Origin of the sequence: Asaia bogorensis NBRC 16594, from assembly GCF_001547995.1 — a bacterium.
Classification (GTDB): domain Bacteria; phylum Pseudomonadota; class Alphaproteobacteria; order Acetobacterales; family Acetobacteraceae; genus Asaia; species Asaia bogorensis.
Genome location: NZ_AP014690.1, coordinates 500,826 through 518,904 on the forward strand (window position 1 = coordinate 500,826; position 18,079 = coordinate 518,904).

Here is an 18,079-nt window from a genome sequence, read left to right on the forward strand (position 1 = left end):
AAGCAAATCACAATGTGGGATTGGTAGATAAGGTTTGGAAATGGTTTGAAATGCTAAACTGAAATCGCAGATTGTTGATTTTCCGGTATCTCTAGGAAACTATGTCTTTCCCACCTTGATTTACATCACATCTTTGCGACCTATACATATTTCGACATAGTTATGCGGGCCGAAAATGAATTGTAGTTCATCTTCGCGAGCCAAGTAATGAACGACTATCTTACGCATGTGAATATGGAAGTGACGTGAATGCCTCATGACCCTGTTGCAAAAAAGACATGTTGAGTTACATAAAATAGAGTGGCATTAAGCGAATTATAAAGAAATTCAGTGTTTTAGGCCTACTAGCCAGGTCGACCTGAGCGTTAAAAAACGCCGATTATCAGGTAAACGAACAACGAATAGTATAATCGGATAACTAAACAGAACCTCACGATTAAATGAGGTGCGGGCCGCATCAAGGTTGCGGCCCAAGGCTTCAGAACTCGAGAGTCTCCAGCTCCGCAAGCCATGCCGCGGCAGTCCCGTCAGAAGGGGCGCGCCACTCGCCACGTGGCGACAGGCTTCCACCCGAAGAAAGTTTCGGCCCATTGGGCATAGCCGAGCGTTTGAACTGGCTGAACCCGAAGAACCGTTTGATGAACAGGGTCAGCCAGCGCTTTATCTCAGGAGCGTCGTAAGCCACGCGGCGATCCTGGGGATAGTGAGCGGGCCAGATACCGCGGTCCTTGTCTTCCCAAGCCTGTAATGCAAGAAAAAGAATCTTGTCAGGTCTGAAGCCATAGCGAAGCGTATAGTAAAGATTGAAGTCCTGAAGCGGATAAGGTCCGATCTTTTCTTCTGTTTTCTGTACGCCTTTATCGTCCGCGGGCACCAGCTCTGGCGTTATTTCGGCCGAGACAATGCGCTCCAGTACCGGGGCGATGCCTGGCCCGAGATTCTGCTGCTGCGCGAGCCAGCGTATCAGATGCTGGATCAGCGTCTTGGGCATGCCTGCATTGACGTTGTAATGCGACATCTGGTCGCCAACACCATAGGTGCACCAGCCCAGCGCAAGCTCTGACAGATCACCGGTGCCGATCACGATGCCATTGCACTGATTCGCCAGTCTGAACAGAAAGTCCGTACGCAGACCGGCCTGCACGTTTTCAAACGTGACGTCATGCACGGCCTCGCCCGCTGCAAAAGGATGCTCAATGGTCTCGAGCATCTGCATGGCGGTCGGGCGTATGTCGAGCTCATGGGCCTCGACTCCGAGAGCTTTCATCAACTCATGTGCCAGGGAGAGGCTCATACTGCCCGTCGCGAATCCCGGCATGGTGTAGGCATGGATGCGATTGCGGTCCCAGCCCATCTCATCGGCCGCTCGTGCGGCCACCAGAAGGGCGAGCGTCGAATCCAGACCGCCTGAAACGCCAATCACGGCGCGTTCAACGCCGCTGGTCTCCAGTCGTTGAGTGAGCGCGCGAACCTGAATGGTCCAGGCTTCATAGCAATCCTGATCGAGCCGCGCTTCGTTTTCAGGCACGAAGGGAAATCGGGGTACGTCGCGCTGAAAACCGAGATCACGTTGTGGCGGGGCGAGTGTCACGGCAATACGCCGCCAGCTCCGTTGCTCCTGCGCACGCGCGCAGTCATGAAAACTGCCCATACGCATGCGTTCCTGGCGCAGCAGATCCAGGTCGATATCAGCGAACGTCACCTGAGCGGTTTTTGGAAAACGAGCCGATTCACCAAGAAGGCGACCAGCCTCATAAATCGAGACCTGTCCATCCCATGCGACATCGGTCGTGGATTCACCGGCACCGGCTGCTGCATAGACATAAGCACAGAGGGCACGCTGCGACTGGGCGCGGCACAGCAGGTGACGATCTTCCGACTTGCCGATCGTGATCGTGCTGGCTGACGGGTTGCCGATCACCGTAGCACCGGCCATGGCCATGGCGGTGCTTGGCGGGCTGGGGACCCAGAGATCCTCGCAGATCTCTATGCCGAGGGTGAAATCGGGCAGGTCATCGGCTTCAAACAAGAGGTCAGTGCCGAAAGGCACAGTCTGTTCACCCAGTCTGATGGTCTCCTGGATAATCCCCGCGCCCGAGATGAAATGTCTGGAGTCATAGAATTCGCGGTAATTGGGCAGATAGGTCTTGGGCACGACACCAAGCACCTTTCCGCGATGCAGAACGACCGCACAGTTGAACAGCCGCCCACGCTGGACAAGCGGCGCCCCGACTATAACAACACTGCTCCAGTCCCTTGAGCGATCGGCAAGCAACTTGAGGGCGTTGACAACGCCATCAAGTAGAGCGTCCTGCTGCCTCAGATCGTCGATCGCATAACCGGAGAGGCACATTTCCGGAAAGACAGCGAGTACGGCCCCCTCTTTCGCACAATGTGAGGCCAGCGCGACAATCCGTTCCACATTATGTTGTGGATCTGCGAGGCGAACAGGGACTGTGCAGGCCGCAACACGTGCAAAGCCGTGCCGGTAAAGCGATCGGAACGTGCTCATGGGGTCGTCTCCTGTCATCTCGTCAGGCTGGCCGGAGGGCCTGTCATCTCATTGCATCGACATGGTGCCCTGAACCCGGTGTGCCGGGACGGGAGACAGACCAGAAACGTCTTTCCGGATTAAAATACAAGGGCGAGCCTCGAGCCGGATGAACCTGCAAGGCTTTCGTCCGTTCACGACCCATCATGGATCATGACGATTATGTTATGTTCCCAAATGGAGTTACCGTCATGGATCTGCTGCGCTGGACTATCGTCTTTCTGATTCTCGCCCTTCTGGCCGGTGTCCTCGGCTTTGGCGGTATTTCGGCCGACTTCGCGTCGATCGGCAAGATCCTGTTCTTTATCTTCCTCGTGCTGTTCGTCCTCAGCTTCGTCTTTGGCAGAGGCCGCATGCGCTGAATATAAGGATTACAGCCAGACAGCCTCGTCTCCATCTGAAGAGGGAGGGTACCATTACGAGAAAGGGCGGGGAGATCATCCCCGCCCTTTTTTCGTCAGGTAGAGCGTCGAGAGAGCTCAGTATCCACCGGGATAGGGATCTCCTGGATAGGCATATCCCTGCTGCGGGTCGCAATTGGCGTAGCCACCACAGGCATAGGTGTAGGGCGCTGCCGCATAGGGTTGAGCATAGTAGGGTTGCGCGACAGCTGCGCCGATGACGGCACCTGTGGCAAGGCCAAGACCAAGGCCGCCCCAGCCTCCGCCCCAACCCCAGCCGCCCCAGCCCCAGCCGCCGCCCCAACCCGGCATGCCCCAACCATAGCCCGCCCAGCCCGGGCCGCCCCAGCCCCAGCCAGGGCCACGCCAGCCGCCGCCCCATCCGCCACGACCATACCAGCCTCTGCCGGGACCACCCCAACCGGGTCCGCCCCAGCCCGGCCCACCTCGGCCAGGTCCCCCCCAGCCTGGGCGGCCGTAGCCGACACGGCCATAGCCACCACCGGGCCCCCCGTGAAAACCGCCACCACCCCAGCCGCCGGGGCGCCCACCAAAGCCGCCGCCCGGCCCGCCGCCGTGAAAGCCCCCTCCGCCAGGGCCCCCACCATGGAAGCCACCACCACCGGGTCCACCTCCATGAAAACCGCCACCACCCCGCTGGGCCTGAGCGGGGAGGGCTGCAAGCATCGGCGCGATGAGCAGGGCGACCCTGAAGATAGACTGTTTGCGCATGGTCTGGATTTTTCCTTCCGGCGAAAGCGCTGAAGAAACGTCTTCGTTTTCTCAGATATCGTCATGCGAGGGGGCGGAAAAAAGTCGAAAGCGTAACAGCAGGATATCGTTTCGTGACAAATCATGCGCGCCGGGGATGATGACGATGCCGTGCGGCCCCAAACAGGGGCATGATGGCGCGGTACCCTGTCGATTTCAGCGTCGGGGGCGGCGAAGGATATGCCCGCCCAGGCGCGACAGAACCTCCTGCAATTCCCCCTCCTTCATACCCGTAATGGCCACGGGTCGCGGCGCCGGTCGTGCCGCAGGCGTGGCGGGTCTTACTATGCCCGGGTCCTGCAGGATCCTGATCTTCCTGACGAGCTGGTTGCCATCATCAAAGCGCAGATCACGCCCCGACCGCAGGGGGCCACAATGGCTGTTGATCCGCTCGATAAGCTGGGGCGCAAGATGCTGGAGTTCCAGCGCAACCGGGCCGGTACAGGCAATCGTCAGCGTGCCCGCACTCACTTTGCGTGGCTCGGTCTGGGCAGCCAGGGCAGGCCCGACAATTTCTGCCCAGTCGAGAATAAGCCGGACAGCCGGCGCGGGCTTGCGGTTGAAGGCGGGACGTGTGACCTGAGGCAGGATCGCCCCGAGCGCGCGCCCTGTCATGGTGCGCCTCTCGCGATCTACCGTGGGCTGAGCGGTCGAGCTGCCTGAGGCCGTGGCTGATTTGCCAGTGCCAGACCGTGTCCGGGCGGGTCGAACGGAGCCCGGCGCACTCAACCCCTTGTCCGTTATGGAATCACGCTTCATATCGCCCCTGTGACTCCTTCTGCTTTTGCCCTTCTGGACTGGTATGCGCGCCAACGACGCGTTCTGCCCTGGCGTGCCCTCGCAGGGCAGACTGCCGATCCCTATGCCGTCTGGCTGAGCGAGATCATGCTGCAGCAAACGACGGTCGTTACGGTTATGCCGTATTTCGAGCGGTTTCTGAAGCATTATCCCACCATTGAAGATCTGGCCCACGCACCCTTGCAGGAGGTGCTCGCGGCCTGGGCGGGGCTTGGCTATTACAGCCGGGCGCGTAACCTGCATGCCTGTGCGCAGCAGGTGGCGGCAATCGGCGCGTTTCCGCGTTCGGTGGAAGGGCTGCAGGCGCTGCCCGGTATCGGGGCCTATACGGCGCGGGCTATTGCGTCCATTGCGTTTGCCGTGCCGGTCGTTCCGGTTGACGGCAATGTCGAGCGTATCACGGCCAGACTGCACGCGGTCGACGCGCCCCTGCCGGGCGCTAGAAAACATCTCGATCGGCTCGCGGCATCGCTCAATCTCGATCCTGCGGCGCAGGAGGCTCCCGGTGATTTCACACAAGCCCTGTTCGATCTCGGGGCAGGGATTTGCACGCCGCGTCGTCCTTCCTGTCTCGTCTGCCCTTGGCGTGAGCCCTGCAAGGCCCATGCCTCGGGCGACCCGGCACGTTTTCCGGTTCGCGCGCCACGCAAGGTCAGGCCTGAACGCTATGGCGTTGTTTTCCGGCTTGTAGATCGTCAGGGCGCGGTCTGGTTGCGTCATCGTCCGGCGACGGGATTGCTGGGTGGCATGGCTGAACTACCGGGCACTGCCTGGCAGGATGACCCCGTCGCCATCGAGGCGGCGTTGCAGGCTGCGCCAGTTGCCCTGAGCATGGCTGATGATCTGACATGGAAAGTCGCTGGACAGATCCGGCATGTTTTCACACATTTCGGGCTGAATCTGACGGTCATCGCTGTGCAGATGGATGATTTCGGGCCGCTCCATAATCAGGAGGGTTTTGCCTGCCCGCATGACGCTCTAGGCAAACAGGCTCTTCCGAGCGTCATGCAGAAATGTCTTGCCCTGCCGGCGTGAGCCCTGCCCGGAGATCGTGTAAGACAGCGATAACCGATTGACGAAAGGGACGCCTGTCCATGCTCTACGCCTCTGCCCGCTTCTGGCTACTCGATTTTTTCGGGCAAGTGGTCGATCACGATCCGCTGCGCGACTGTCTGTTTTCTGTTGTGCCGTCGCCGGGACGCTATCCGGGCCTGTTTTTCTTCGCGGATACTGTGGCGCAGGAGCAGTTTACGGTGACCTTGCGCAAGGTTGTCTCACTGCCCATGCCGATTCCCCAGCTTCAGGCGACTCGCCTGCCCAGCGGCCTGGTCACGTTACAGCGTCTTGATGGGTCGGGGCGCTATCTGCGCAGTGAGGAAAATGCCGGGATCGACTTCCATGCGACCGTGGCAAATGACTGGGAGCAGTTTTTCATTCTCAGTGAGCCCATGATGCATGCCTATGCCATTCTCAGTCAGGACAAGGTGAGCACGATCACCACCCCCGATGGCACGAGCCTGCCCCCCATGACCTTCGTGCAGGGACATGCTGGCGTAATCGGCCCCTGTCGCTTCTCCCTCGCGGCCAACCTGCCCGCACTTGAGGATCTTGCAGGGCTTGAGCCGGGTGCATCGACAGAGCTGACGCTCAGACTGACGAATGGTGAAACACGGACGCTGACCGTCACCCGCCACTAGGCGTGTCACGGCAGGTTGGGCCTGCACGGCCCATTTTCAGCTACCCTTCGTCTTGCGATAGGCGGTCATGGCCCTGTCACGTCCCTCATCGAGAGAGACAATCGGCTCTGGATAGTCACGCCCGAGCCTGATTCCGGCACGCTCGAGAACATCCTTGTCTGCCTGCCATGGCGCAGCAATGGCGTCATCGGGCAATCTGGCCAGTTCTGGCACCCAGCGCCGGATGTAATCACCCTTCGGGTCGAATTTATCGGACTGGCGAAGGGGATTGAAAATCCGGAAAAAGGGTGATGCCTCGATGCCCGTCCCCGCGACCCACTGCCAGTTGACAGCATTGGACGCCGGGTCGGCGTCAATCAATGTGTCCCAGAACCAGGCTTCTCCCTGTCGCCAGTCAATCAGCAGGTGCTTGGCCAGAAACGAGGCGACGATCATGCGCGCCCGATTGTGCATCCAGCCGGTTTCCCAAAGCTGGCGCATCCCGGCATCCACGACCGGGATGCCCGTCTTTCCCTTCTGCCAGGCCTGCAGATCCTTGCGGCTCTTGCGCCAGTTCAGGGAGTCGAACTGCTTCTTGAGGTTGCGCTGTGGCAATTCCGGATTGTGAAACAGCGTATACCACGAGAAATCACGCCATCCGAGTTCGGACAGAAAGGTCTCGCGATCGGCTGGCTCGCCCTTGTTCTTGCAGTGATGCCAGATTTGCCGGGGTGAGAGCACGCCATGACGCAGATAGGGTGAGAGCCGCGAACTCTCTTCGGCGGCCATGTCGTTTCGGCCCGTATCGTAATGGGCAAGGGGGCCGGAGGCGAAATCGTCCAGAGCCTCATGCGCGGCCTCTTCGCCATGATCCCAGTACTCCCCCATTTTCGAAGCCCAGTCTGGCTTGGTGGGAAGCAAGGCCTTGTCGATATCGCAAGGCGCGAATTTCGTCTTTTTGCCATGCGTGAATGAGAGAGGCAGGAAAGAGAGGCCAGAAGGCGCAGGTATGGGGGAAGGCGGGGCCCCCAATCCCTCGAATCCTTTCCACCAGGCAGAGAAGATCTTGTAGGGTGTGCCGGTCTTGGTCACGACGGACTCCGGCTGGCGCAGCACGGTACCGTGCAGGCGCTTCATGTCGCATCCAACCTTTTCAAGCGCCTGAGAGACGGCGTCATCCTGCGCGTTGGCTTCTTTCTGATAGCGATGATGGCAGTAAAGAATGTCGGCCTTCGTCTCTTTTGCCAGAGCGGGCAGGATTTCGGCGGGATCCCCCTCAAGGATCAGGCAATCTCCTCCGTGTTTCTTCAGCGTCTGGCGTAAACTGCCAAGAGCGCCGTGAAGAAACCACAGGCTGGCTCGGCCCTGTGCCCGGGTCGTACCCGAACGGTCGAGCACATAGACACAGAGAATTCTGCCGCCGCGCCCACTGGCCGCATCAAGTGCAGGATGATCCTGAAGCCTGAGGTCATCGCGAAACCATACTATCGAGGGAGGCGTGTCGGTCATGAAAGGGCTGCCTGTGTTGCCATTGCGGGGGCCGGAAGCGGGGCTTCGGCGTTCGCACAAAAAGGTGAACAGGATGAGCGCATCACGCCGCATGAGGTTCGAATCAGGGGCATTTTCGGCTGTTTTCTGCGTGTGGACGAGGCATGGAGGTCTCAGGGCAGGGGCATCACATGACGATGCCAATTTGTAACGAAGCAAACCCATATGCTGGTGAGGCGTTGTTAAGGCCCGAACCTATAAAAAAGGGAAATTCTTCCATGACTACGGCTTCCTTCCTCCGCACCGGTGCTCTTGCTGTCATGCTGGCGCTGCCTGCCTTTGGCCTTACCGCATGCAACACGGTTGACGGTGCTGGCCGTGACGTCAGCTCCATCGGTCATGACGTGAGCCGTGGCGCAGGCGCAACCCAGGGCGCCATTCATAACTCGGTGCCGCAGGCTGCAACGCACTGAGCCATCTGAACCACACATGGTTCAAGCATGAAGGGCGGGGATTTCCCCGCCCTTTTTTGCGCCTGCTCATCTTGCCGGGGTGACGGCAGGGATCTGTGTCAGGATGCCAGACTGGCTTTGCCCCTTGCAAAAGGCGTTAAAGGGGGCACATAGTGACCGTCCGGTCATGTCGACCGGTGCAGAATTCGACGTTCTCAGGGCGGGGTGAAACTCCCCACCGGCGGTAGGTGCCTCTGGCACGAGCCCGCGAGCGCCTCAGGCCCTTCAGGCCCGGGGGTCAGCAGATCCGGTCCAAATCCGGAGCCGACGGTCATAGTCCGGATGGAAGAGAACAGGACTTGCCTCTGTCATGGCGCATCCCGCCAGGGATGTTCGTGGCCGAGATACAGAATGTTCACGCCCGGAGACCGTCCTTGATGGATGGGACCGTATCATCGTGTCGGGAGTTTTCGCCCCCGGTTCTGCCTCCGCACAAAAGGGCCATAGCCTGGCCCAGCGTGAGGCGGTTCGTTCGGGATTTGAGGCCGCGCTGAACGAAGCGGCGCGTTATCTTGGCGCCACCTCTCCCAATCCTGCTGTTGGCTGTTGTCTGCTCGACCACGAGGGCAACATACTCGTCACCGAGGCTCATCACCGTACCGGAACCCGCCACGCCGAGGCGCTTGCCCTGCACCGGGCGCGCGAGACCGGCGTGATCGACCGCGTTGCGACAGCCCTTGTTACCCTCGAACCCTGCAATCATGTCGGACGCACGCCCCCCTGCAGCGAGGCGCTGCGCGACAGTCCTGTTCAGGATGTCTGGGTGGGCATGAGCGACCCGAACCCGGTAGCCGGGGGCGGCATTGCGCGCCTGCGGCAGATGCCTGAGGGGCGGAATGTCTTTTTGCTCGAGGATTTTCCGGCCTTCGCCGATGTGCATGATGGCTGCGCAGCGCTTCTGGCGCCTTTTGCAACACGTATCGTGCGCCAGTGCCCGTGGATCACGGTCAAGCAGGCACGGGACAATAAGGGCTCGATGATTCCCCCTGCCGGGCGCAAGACTTTTACCAGCCAGGCTTCGCTTGAGATTGCCCATCGCCTGCGCCGCGCCAGCGATGCGATCATCACGGGTATTGGCACGATCCTGTCCGACAGCCCACGTTTCGATGTGCGCCATGTTCCCGATCATGAGGACCGGACGCCGCGACTGGTCGTGGTGTGTGACAGGCAGAATCGCCTTCCCGATTCCTGGCGGGAGAAGATGATCGGTAGCGGTTTTCGCGTGCTTGTTTCGCGTGACCTAGGCGAGATCCCTTCGCTTCTGGCCGATCATGGCGTGAACTGGGCGATGGTCGAAGCCGGGCCCGGGCTACTCGGCGAAATCAGGCGGCTTGGCCTTTGGGATGACTGGCTGGACATCCAGACCACCCCGGACGGTCCTGACCGGCACCGGGTCTACTCCCACGGCCCCACCCCCTTGCGTTTCATACTTGATGAAGGGGCGCGTCCCCTTCCTGCTGACAAGGCTGCTTTCTGATGTTCTCAGGCATTATCGAACATATCGGCCGTATCAAGGCTGTCGAACCCCGTGATCAGGCGATCCTGCTTCAGGTCGAGACGGGACTGTCAGATATGGATCTGGGCGAGAGCATTGCCGTCAATGGCGTCTGTCTGACAGTCGCCTCCTATGACTCGTCAGGGCTGGCGGATTTCTTTGTCAGTGCTGAAACGCTGTCGCGCACGGCTCTAGGCAGACTGGCTGCCGGAGCGCGGGTCAATCTTGAGCGGGCCAGCACACCCTCGACACGTCTCTCGGGGCATATCGTTCAGGGGCATGTCGATGGGCTTGCCCATCTGGTGGGGATCCGCTCGGTCGGGGAGTCGCATCACATCACGTTCCGCCTTCCCGCTGCCTTGCGTGGCTATGTGGTTGAGAAAGGATCGATCGCGCTCGATGGCGTCAGCCTGACGGTCAATGAGGTGAGCGACGTGCTGGATGACAGCTTCACCATCGCCCTCATGATCATTCCGCACACATGGGACCATACCGGGCTCTCCGAAATCCGCGAGGGCGATCCGGCCAATGTCGAGGTCGATGTGCTGGCCAAATATGTCGAGAGCCTGCTGAAATACGGGGTACGGTCATGAACACGCTTCCCTCGCCCGGTCTGGCCTATGCCATCACCGCCCTGCGTGAAGGGCGCATGGTGATGATGGTGGATGACGAAGCCCGTGAGAATGAGGGCGATCTGGTGATTGCCGCCCAGTTTGCTACGCCGGATGCCGTCAACTTCATGGCAACCCACGCGCGTGGGCTGATCTGCCTGCCGCTGGAGCCGGAGCAGATTGAACGTCTTGAATTGCCCATGATGCCCCGGCGTGGCCATGATCCACGTGGAACGGCGTTTACCGTTTCAATCGAGGCCACGACCGGGATCACGACGGGGATTTCGGCGGCCGATCGGGCACGAACCATTCAGGTTGCGGGCCACCCCGATGCAAGGCCCGAGGATATCAGCACCCCCGGCCACATCTTCCCCCTGCGAGCGCATCCCGAAGGTACGGTGGCCCGTGACGGGCATACGGAAGGCGCTGTGGATCTGGCTCGGCTGGCAGGCCTGTTTCCTGCGGCGGTGATCTGCGAAGTCATGAGTGATGACGGCACGATGGCACGTCTGCCGGAACTGCGCGCATTCTCGGCCCGTCACGACATTCCCGTCATCAGCATTGAGGAAATTGCCGCCTGGTGCCGTGTGCATGGCCGCGAAGCGCTGGGGGATGTCATTCTGCCGGCGCCCGTTCCGCCAGCGGTCGAGCGTATTGCCGAGGCAGCGCTTCCCAGCGTCTATGGCGGTCACGACCTGCGTATCCAGGCGTTTCGTGCCCCTGATGGCATCGAGCATGTGGCGCTGATCAAGGGTGATCCCGCTAACGGCACCCCGCTAGTGCGTCTGCACTCCGAATGTGTGACAGGTGATGCGCTGGGCTCACTGCGCTGCGACTGCGGCCCGCAATTGCGTGAGGCGCTTGAGCGTATCGCCGCAGCCCCTTCCGGCGTGCTGGTGTATTTGCGCGGGCATGAGGGCAGGGGGATCGGACTCGGCAACAAGATACGGGCCTATGCCCTGCAGGATGCCGGCAAGGACACGCTCGAAGCCAATCTGGTACTGGGTCTGCCGGGCGATGCGCGTGACTGGGTGACAGGCGCGGCCATTCTGCAGTCGCTTGGTATCGACACGCTCAGGCTGCTCACCAATAATCCCAGCAAGGTCTCGGGACTGGAGGCGGCAGGGCTGAAGGTCATCAGTCAGGAACGCCTCGAAGCCGGGTCCAACCCGTTCAACCGGGCGTATCTTCACGCCAAGCGTACCCGGATGGGGCATCAGCTCAGCGATGTCTGGCCCGAACTCGTTGATTCAGTGATTCAGAAGTAAGGATCTTCCATGAGCAAATCCATCCCCGTCGCTCCCGACCTCACACTCGTTCCCACGCCCAAGCTCGCTCTGCTGGTGAGCCGCTTCAACACGGATGTCACGCATGGTCTGCGTGATGGCGCGCTGGAATGGCTCGCTGAACACAATATCCGCGATGTCGATGTGTTCGATGCACCGGGAGCTTTCGAACTGCCTTTGATGGCGCAGGCTCTGGCCAAGACGGGAACATATGAGGGAATCATCTGCCTTGGCTGCGTGATCAAGGGTGACACGGCCCATTTCGAGTTCATCAGCCTCGGGGCCACCATCGGCATCATGCAAGCCCAGCTTGCCACTGAAACGCCCATCTCCTTCGGTGTGCTTACGACCTACACGGATGAGCAGGCCCAGGCCCGCTCGCGCAAGGATGTGCACAACAAGGGTCGCGAGGCTTCGGCCGCCTGTGTCGAGACCCTGGCTTTCCTGCGCAACACCCGGAGCTGAGGCATTTGTTACAACGCTGTGACGGGTGTGGTTTCCCATTCGGGTGACAATGCTCTAAACCTGCCCGGACCATGACGCTCTGGCGTCTTTCCGTGGCAGGGTTCATCACACGTCAATGCTAGCAAATTTCATCGGATCGATCGTCTCGTTCTGCGCAAGGCGCGCCCTTGTTATCGTCGCTCTCTTTGCGGTGCTTACAGCCGGCAGTCTGGTGCTGACGGCGCAACGCCTTGGTGTGACAACCAATACTGATGAAATGTTTGCAGCCAGCCTGCCCTGGAAACAGCGTGGCGCAGAGCTGAGCCAGCTTTTCCCGCAGAATGACGACCTGATGGTGGCCATCATCAAGGCCGACATGCCAGAGCAGGGCCGGGCGACAGCGCGCGAACTGGCCCGTATCCTGCGCGCCGATCACAAGAATTTCCGTACCGTTCGCCTGCCTGACGACTCGCCCTTCCTTGAAAATCATGGGCTGCTTTATCTCGACAAGCCGGTTCTGGGCACGCTGCTCGATTCCATCGTGGCAGCGCAGCCCTTTCTGGGGACGCTTTCGGCCGATCCGTCATCGCGCGGTATCTTCACGGCCCTTGGGCTGATGGGCGAGGGGCTGTCGGCGGGTGAGGATATCCCAGAGAGCTTCACGCCAGAGCTTCGCGGCTTTGCCACAGCACTGAATGATGCCGCCAGCGGCCACCCGAAAGATCTGTCATGGCAGAATCTTCTGGCGGGTCCGCTGGGCGATATGGCGGGCAACTACCAGTATGTGATCACGCAGCCGCATCAGGATTTCGGCTCGCTTCAGCCGGGTGGTGAGGCAAGCGCCGCCATGCGCCGTGCCATCGATTCCCTGCCATTCGTCAGGAGTGGCAACGCAATCGCCATGATCACCGGCCCGGTGCAGCTCAGCGATGAGGAGTTCTCGACCGTTGCCCATGGCATGGGTTTTGGTCTGCTGACCTCGCTCGTACTGGTGGCGTGCTGGCTGGTTCTGGCCGTGCGCTCTGTACGCGTGATCGTGCCGATCCTGATCACGCTCGTTATCGGTCTGCTGCTGACGACAGGCTTTGCCGCCCTCGCCGTTGGCAAGCTCAATCTGATTTCTGTCGCGTTTGCCGTTCTCTTTGTCGGTATCGCTGTCGATTTCGCGATCCAGTTCTCTGTCCGCTTCAGGGGGCAGCGTCTGGCATCGGGTGAAGCCATGGCGCCTGCCGAGGCACTGGCCGAGACGGGCCGCGAGACGGGGCATCAGATCCTGGTGGCGGCTCTGGCAACGGCGGCGGGTTTCCTTGCCTTCGTTCCGACCAATTTCGTGGGCGTGGCCCAGCTTGGCCTGATTGCCGGTATTGGCATGATCATCGCCTTCCTGTGCACCATGACCCTGCTGCCGGCCCTGCTGCATCTGTTCCGCGCGCGTCTGAGCCGCGGCATGCCCGGTTTCGCCAGCCTTGCACCGGCCGACGGTTTCCTGCGTCGTTTCCGCAAGCCCATCCTGGCATTCTACGCCATTCTGGCCCTGACCGGCATTGCGCTCATTCCGCGCCTCAGCTTTGACGCTGATCCTCTGCACACCAAGAATCCGGACACCGAGGGAATGCGCGCGCTTCATCTGCTGGAGCAGGACCCGCGCGCCTCGCCCTATGATGGCGAGGTGATCGTGCCGAACCTGAAGGTGGCCGCAGAACGGGCCAAGCAGTTCGACGCGCTGCCGAGTGTTTCCTCGGTCATGTGGCTGGGCATGTTCGTGCCGGAAGATCAGACCGAGAAGCTCGCGATGATCAAGGACACGGCGTCGATCCTGCTGCCGACGCTGGTGGGTCAGGAAGTGCAGCCTGCGCCCGATGCCAATGCCCTTCGCGCCAGCGCGGCTTCGGCAGCGGCCAAGCTGGGCGCCGTGATCGACAAGACCGCGCCCGACTCACCGCTGCGCGACATCCAGAAAGCCCTTGCGACACTCGCCAAGGCGCCGGATGACCGGATCATGGCGGCCGATACGGCGCTTACGCGCTTTCTGCCCGAGCAGCTGGCCCAGCTTGTCGATGTGCTTCAGCCCACGCCTGTGACGATGGAAAGCATCCCGCAGGATATTGCGCGTGACTATGTGGCGCCGGATGGACGCGCCCTGCTGAAGGTTCTGCCCAAGGGGCGGATGTCCGACAGCAAGGTGCTTTATCGCTTCCTGCGCGACATGCAGTCGGTGGACAAGAATACGGCAGGCACGGCGCTTGAGGTGGTCGAGAGCGCCCATACGATGGTTCATGCTTTCTCGACAGCGGCGATTTCGGCTCTGGTCATGATCGCCATCATCCTGTTTGTGGCGCTGCGCCGCCTGCTGGATATGGCGCTCGTTCTGGCACCCCTGCTGCTTTCTGCGCTGATCACGGTTATTCTGATCGTGACGGTGCCCGAGACACTGAATTTCGCCAATATCATCGCGCTGCCCCTGCTGCTTGGCGTAGGGGTGTCGTTCAACATCTATTTCGTGATGAACTGGCGTGCGGGCATCAAGAGCCCGCTGACATCGCCGACGGCGCGCGCGGTCCTGTTCTCGGCCCTGACAACGGGGACGGCATTCGGGTCGCTTGCCGCCTCGCAGCATCCGGGCACGGCCAGTATGGGGCGGCTACTGCTCATGTCGCTGGCCTGCACATTGCTTGCAACGCTGACCTTCATTCCCGCCCTGCTGCCCAAGCGCAGCATCGACAAGGAATAGCCGGTTCATCTGGCAAGACGGGGGCGCCTGCCAAAGCCGAGGCATTGTGACCCCCGTGGGCTGCTCTTCCCTGGTTCCGGGTTTGCGGAAAAAAAATCGGACTGGTCAGGCACGGATTGGCGATGCTAGGACCGAGGCCTAACGTTTCCGTGAGCAGTTTCTTTGGTTCTGAGTCACTTCTTCCGCTGGAGCCTGGCCGCCGCCTGTCTTGCAGGTATGTCAGCCCCGATGCCGGGCTGGGCCGCCGATGATGACGATGAGGAAACAGGCTCGGAACCCAGCTATCAGATCAATGATCCGTTTCCTGACCGGCCCTTGCAGCCCACCAGCGTACCGGCATTCGGTGAGCCCAAGGCCGTATTCTATAATCCCTTTGGCCTGACGGACTGGTTGCGTCGCCACGGGATCGGGCTGCTGCTCGACAATATCAATGAATATGCAGCCGCCGTCACCACACCCACACGCCATGTCGGCGATTACCGTCAGGGCTCGAGCAATGCCGGGCAATATGCCCTTTCGCTGAATGTGGACTGGGAGCGCATTGCGCATATCAGGGGCTTTGCCACGCATATGGTCGTGACGGGGCGCTATGGCACGCCTGCCAACCGCATGTTCGGCGACTGGCTGAACCACTCCTCTGAAATCTATGGCGGGGGCGGCAATGTAGTGGTGCATCTCGTCATGGCCTATGGCGAAGAGACGCTGTATGGCGGCAAGCTCTCGATTGCGGCAGGGCGCATGGCTGAACTCTCCGACTTCGTGGCCAGCCCGCTTTTCTGTACGTTCCAGATCAACGCCATCTGCGGTCGCCCCCGTGCGGCAGCCGATACTGGATATGCCTCGACCTTTCCGGCCGGGAACTGGGGTCTGCGTGTGCGCGGCCGCCCCTTGCCTCAATCCTATATCCAGCTTGGCCTGTATCTGACCGAAGAGGGCATGTTTGCCTATTCGATGAACCGCAGCGGCTTCAAGTTCAACAGCGCCTATATCAATGGCGTGCGTATGCCGCTCGAACTGGGATGGGAGCCAAGGGCGCGCGGCCATTTACCCGGCCATTACAAGATTGGTGCGGCACTCACGACCACCCCGCTTTCCGATATCCACGAGGACCAGTATGGCCAGCCCTATGCCGTGACAGGGCTGAACCAGCGTCAGCATCGTGCCAGCTATAATGCCTGGGTGCTGATGGATCAGAAAATCACGACCTATCGCAAGGACAAGGCGGGACAGGATACAGATTCCGGCCTGACGGCGCTCTGGGGCTTTCTCTATAATGACGGGCGCGTGGCGCTGCGCCACTGGCAGGTCTATGGCGGTCTCATCAGCCGTGGGACTTTCGCCTCCCGCCCTGAGGACACTATCGCTCTGGCCTTCAGCTACACGGCAATGTCGCCGGGCGTGCAGCGCACCGAAGAATTGCTGCGCGCGAGGGGGGAGGTACTGCCCTACCGTGCCACCGGTATCCAGCGTCATGCCGTCGTCATGGAGGCCAATTACGGCTGGCATGCCTGGCGCGGTATTCTCATGCAGCCGATGGTTGAGCTGTTCGTGCGACCCAACGGGCAGGGAAACCTCAAAGACGCTGTCCTGCTCGGCTTCAAGTCCCATGTGGAGTTCCTCTGAACAACCGGAACCGGCCTGATGGTCATGATCGGTTGAGAACGCATCTTTCATGGTCGCCTGCATTTTTGCCAATGCATCGACTGGCTCCGCCGTGCCATGCTCTGTGACGTTATGTTTCCCGGAGAATGATTCATGGATGCCCAGATTGATGGTTCGTTGTTCCCTGTACTCCGCATCGCCCTCCAGCCCGGCGAGACGCTCATGGCTGAGACGGGCGAGCTCTCCTGGAAAAGCCCCCATGTCACGCTGGAAACCAGTACGTCAGGGGCCGGGCAAAGCGGATTCATGGGCACAATCTCGCGCATGATTGCAGGAGGCGGGCTGTTCATTACCCGTTATCGCGCTGAAGGGGCTCCCGGCATCGTTGCCTTCGCCGCCAAGATACCGGGGCATATCACCGAGCATACGCTCGATGGATCGCGGGCCTATCTTGTGCATCGTCATGGCTTCATCGCTGGTACCGAAGGGGTCCGCCTCGAAATGGCTTTCCAGCGCAAGCTCGGCGCGGGCCTGTTTGGCGGGGAGGGATTCATCCTCCAGCGCATCTCGGGTTACGGTCAGTTCTGGGCGGAGCTGGGCGGCGAGATCGTGGCCCATGATCTTGCACCCGGAGAACAGATCGATGTGCACCCCGGTCATGTCGGCATGTTCGAGGAGAGTGTGCAATTCGATATCACGACACTGCCCGGCATACGCAACAAGCTGTTCGGGGGCGATGGCGTGTTTCTGGTCCGTTTGACCGGGCCGGGGCGCATCTGGCTGCAGACACTCACCTTGTCCAATCTCGCCGGAGCACTCAGCCCCTATCTCGGGATGACGGAAGCGACAGGCGCAGCTGAAGGCACTCTGCTCGGCTCCTTGGTGCGTAAGGCGTTCGACTGATCCATACGCCGCGCGATACGCCCTGTCTCAGGGCAGTCGCGCCTCGCGCAATCTGGCGAGGAGCTTTTTCTCGGCCGGAGGATGCGCGTAGAGCGTTTCCAGAGGAACAGCATCATGGCCGAGCATCCAGGCGACTTCCAGATGATAGAGTCGATAGAGTCCGCTCCGGCGCACATCCATTGAGGGATCATGCGTCTGGAATCGCGCGAGATTGTCCCGCATATCGAAGTTACCGCCCTTGCCGACGAGATCGGCATAGCCTTCATTGAGCCATGTGGGGCGGGTCAGGGCAAAGAAACGTCCGAAGCTGCGGCCCTGCATCACATGCGTCGCCTCATGAGCAATGTAATAGGCGAGCGGGCGTTCCTTCGCATCTGCCTTTGGTCCGGCATGGGGAGGAATGATCCTGTCATGAGGGATATCCGTCTCACGAAGGTAGATATTGGATGTGAGCGGCGCGATCACGATGCCCCCGACGCCTGGGTGAAACAGCCCATAGAGCTGTAACCGCCAGCGCGCGTTGCAGAAAAAGACGTGGAAGTGCTGCTGTGGCGTATAGAGGCTCGATGTCTGCAAGCGCCGCGTCGCGTCATCCAGAATGATAGTGATATGGCTGTCGATAGGGCGATCCGACCAGAGATCGAATTGCCGATACTGCGTCCGATAGGCAAAAGCCGGTTCAGGATAAGCCAGAACACCTAGATAGGTGGCAAACAGCCCAGCCAGAGCGAGCGCCCCACGGCGCAGCCAAAGCAACAGCGTCCTCACACGCGAGGGCGCTGTTGCCGGAGGCACTCCTGAAGGCCCCGA

16 protein-coding genes and 1 riboswitch are annotated in these 18,079 nt (G+C 60.5%); of the genes, 11 read left to right on the top strand and 5 right to left on the bottom strand.

The genetic code is table 11. The features are described from left to right. Window positions 1-478: 478 nt before the first annotated feature. The gene (locus tag Asbog_RS02255) at window positions 479-2,512 is read right to left on the bottom strand and encodes an NAD(+) synthase (RefSeq protein ID WP_062163936.1); all 2,034 of its coding nucleotides are present in this window, start codon (window positions 2,510-2,512) and stop codon (window positions 479-481) included. A 230-nt stretch (window positions 2,513-2,742) separates the two neighbouring features. Here Asbog_RS02255 and Asbog_RS02260 point away from each other — a divergent pair, with 230 nt between their 5' ends. Next, a complete protein-coding gene (locus Asbog_RS02260) occupies window positions 2,743-2,913 on the top strand; it encodes a DUF1328 domain-containing protein (RefSeq protein WP_023979726.1) in 171 nt (56 codons plus the stop codon). A gap of 117 nt (window positions 2,914-3,030) precedes the next feature. On the opposite strand, the gene Asbog_RS14610 is transcribed toward Asbog_RS02260, so the two are convergent. Next, window positions 3,031-3,684: a hypothetical protein gene (locus Asbog_RS14610; protein WP_186820076.1), complete on the bottom strand. Its 654-nt coding sequence runs from the start codon at window positions 3,682-3,684 to the stop codon at window positions 3,031-3,033. Window positions 3,685-3,879: 195 nt separating this feature from the next. Next, window positions 3,880-4,482, bottom strand: a complete 603-nt coding sequence (locus Asbog_RS02270; RefSeq protein ID WP_062163939.1) for a DUF721 domain-containing protein — start codon at window positions 4,480-4,482, stop codon at window positions 3,880-3,882. Between the two features lie 9 nt (window positions 4,483-4,491). Between Asbog_RS02270 and Asbog_RS02275 the strand changes: the two genes are divergently transcribed. Together Asbog_RS02275 and Asbog_RS02280 are read left to right on the top strand one after the other, a co-directional pair. Next, window positions 4,492-5,556 (top strand): A/G-specific adenine glycosylase, encoded by a 1,065-nt coding sequence (locus tag Asbog_RS02275; protein WP_062163940.1) that lies wholly within the window; start codon window positions 4,492-4,494, stop codon window positions 5,554-5,556. A 59-nt stretch (window positions 5,557-5,615) separates the two neighbouring features. Then, window positions 5,616-6,218 carry a hypothetical protein gene (locus Asbog_RS02280; RefSeq protein WP_062163941.1) on the top strand — a complete coding sequence of 201 codons (603 nt, stop codon included), beginning with the start codon at window positions 5,616-5,618 and terminating at the stop codon, window positions 6,216-6,218. A gap of 36 nt (window positions 6,219-6,254) precedes the next feature. On the opposite strand, the gene Asbog_RS02285 is transcribed toward Asbog_RS02280, so the two are convergent. Continuing rightward, the gene (locus tag Asbog_RS02285; protein WP_062165658.1) at window positions 6,255-7,706 is read right to left on the bottom strand and encodes a cryptochrome/photolyase family protein; all 1,452 of its coding nucleotides are present in this window, start codon (window positions 7,704-7,706) and stop codon (window positions 6,255-6,257) included. Window positions 7,707-7,963: 257 nt separating this feature from the next. Between Asbog_RS02285 and Asbog_RS02290 the strand changes: the two genes are divergently transcribed. From Asbog_RS02290 to Asbog_RS02325, 8 genes are all read left to right on the top strand, one after another. Continuing rightward, the gene (locus Asbog_RS02290) at window positions 7,964-8,158 is read left to right on the top strand and encodes a hypothetical protein (RefSeq protein WP_062163942.1); all 195 of its coding nucleotides are present in this window, start codon (window positions 7,964-7,966) and stop codon (window positions 8,156-8,158) included. Between the two features lie 186 nt (window positions 8,159-8,344). Next, window positions 8,345-8,495: riboswitch (FMN riboswitch) on the top strand. A gap of 12 nt (window positions 8,496-8,507) precedes the next feature. Continuing rightward, entirely contained in the window at window positions 8,508-9,674 is a 1,167-nt protein-coding gene (ribD, locus tag Asbog_RS02295; RefSeq protein ID WP_083510659.1) for a bifunctional diaminohydroxyphosphoribosylaminopyrimidine deaminase/5-amino-6-(5-phosphoribosylamino)uracil reductase RibD, read from the top strand. Continuing rightward, window positions 9,674-10,285, top strand: a complete 612-nt coding sequence (locus Asbog_RS02300) for a riboflavin synthase (RefSeq protein ID WP_023977800.1) — start codon at window positions 9,674-9,676, stop codon at window positions 10,283-10,285. Before ribD ends, Asbog_RS02300 begins: the two co-directional genes overlap by 1 nt. After that, a complete protein-coding gene (locus tag Asbog_RS02305) occupies window positions 10,282-11,571 on the top strand; it encodes a bifunctional 3,4-dihydroxy-2-butanone-4-phosphate synthase/GTP cyclohydrolase II (RefSeq protein WP_062163943.1) in 1,290 nt (429 codons plus the stop codon). The genes Asbog_RS02300 and Asbog_RS02305 overlap by 4 nt, the downstream gene beginning before the upstream one ends. A gap of 9 nt (window positions 11,572-11,580) precedes the next feature. After that, window positions 11,581-12,054: a 6,7-dimethyl-8-ribityllumazine synthase gene (gene ribH, locus Asbog_RS02310; protein ID WP_023977802.1), complete on the top strand. Its 474-nt coding sequence runs from the start codon at window positions 11,581-11,583 to the stop codon at window positions 12,052-12,054. A gap of 115 nt (window positions 12,055-12,169) precedes the next feature. Next, window positions 12,170-14,764 carry an MMPL family transporter gene (locus tag Asbog_RS02315; protein ID WP_062163944.1) on the top strand — a complete coding sequence of 865 codons (2,595 nt, stop codon included), beginning with the start codon at window positions 12,170-12,172 and terminating at the stop codon, window positions 14,762-14,764. A 162-nt stretch (window positions 14,765-14,926) separates the two neighbouring features. Continuing rightward, the gene (locus Asbog_RS02320; protein WP_062163945.1) at window positions 14,927-16,387 is read left to right on the top strand and encodes a carbohydrate porin; all 1,461 of its coding nucleotides are present in this window, start codon (window positions 14,927-14,929) and stop codon (window positions 16,385-16,387) included. Between the two features lie 132 nt (window positions 16,388-16,519). Then, entirely contained in the window at window positions 16,520-17,269 is a 750-nt protein-coding gene (locus Asbog_RS02325) for an AIM24 family protein (protein WP_062163946.1), read from the top strand. 27 nt (window positions 17,270-17,296) lie between these two features. On the opposite strand, the gene Asbog_RS02330 is transcribed toward Asbog_RS02325, so the two are convergent. Next, window positions 17,297-18,025, bottom strand: a complete 729-nt coding sequence (locus tag Asbog_RS02330; protein WP_146926442.1) for a hypothetical protein — start codon at window positions 18,023-18,025, stop codon at window positions 17,297-17,299. Between the last annotated feature and the right edge of the window lie 54 nt (window positions 18,026-18,079).

Bases quoted from the DNA above. Each gene is read 5' to 3' on its own strand.
- Asbog_RS02255 (WP_062163936.1), bottom strand. From the start codon at position 2,512: ATGAGCACGTTCCGATCGCTTTACCGGCACGGCTTTGCACGTGTTGCG.
- Asbog_RS02260 (WP_023979726.1), top strand. From the start codon at position 2,743: ATGGATCTGCTGCGCTGGACTATCGTCTTTCTGATTCTCGCCCTTCTG.
- Asbog_RS14610 (WP_186820076.1), bottom strand. From the start codon at position 3,684: ATGCGCAAACAGTCTATCTTCAGGGTCGCCCTGCTCATCGCGCCGATG.
- Asbog_RS02270 (WP_062163939.1), bottom strand. From the start codon at position 4,482: ATGAAGCGTGATTCCATAACGGACAAGGGGTTGAGTGCGCCGGGCTCC.
- Asbog_RS02280 (WP_062163941.1), top strand. From the start codon at position 5,616: ATGCTCTACGCCTCTGCCCGCTTCTGGCTACTCGATTTTTTCGGGCAA.
- Asbog_RS02285 (WP_062165658.1), bottom strand. From the start codon at position 7,706: ATGACCGACACGCCTCCCTCGATAGTATGGTTTCGCGATGACCTCAGG.
- Asbog_RS02290 (WP_062163942.1), top strand. From the start codon at position 7,964: ATGACTACGGCTTCCTTCCTCCGCACCGGTGCTCTTGCTGTCATGCTG.
- ribD (WP_083510659.1), top strand. From the start codon at position 8,508: ATGGCGCATCCCGCCAGGGATGTTCGTGGCCGAGATACAGAATGTTCA.
- Asbog_RS02300 (WP_023977800.1), top strand. From the start codon at position 9,674: ATGTTCTCAGGCATTATCGAACATATCGGCCGTATCAAGGCTGTCGAA.
- Asbog_RS02305 (WP_062163943.1), top strand. From the start codon at position 10,282: ATGAACACGCTTCCCTCGCCCGGTCTGGCCTATGCCATCACCGCCCTG.
- ribH (WP_023977802.1), top strand. From the start codon at position 11,581: ATGAGCAAATCCATCCCCGTCGCTCCCGACCTCACACTCGTTCCCACG.
- Asbog_RS02315 (WP_062163944.1), top strand. From the start codon at position 12,170: ATGCTAGCAAATTTCATCGGATCGATCGTCTCGTTCTGCGCAAGGCGC.
- Asbog_RS02325 (WP_062163946.1), top strand. From the start codon at position 16,520: ATGGATGCCCAGATTGATGGTTCGTTGTTCCCTGTACTCCGCATCGCC.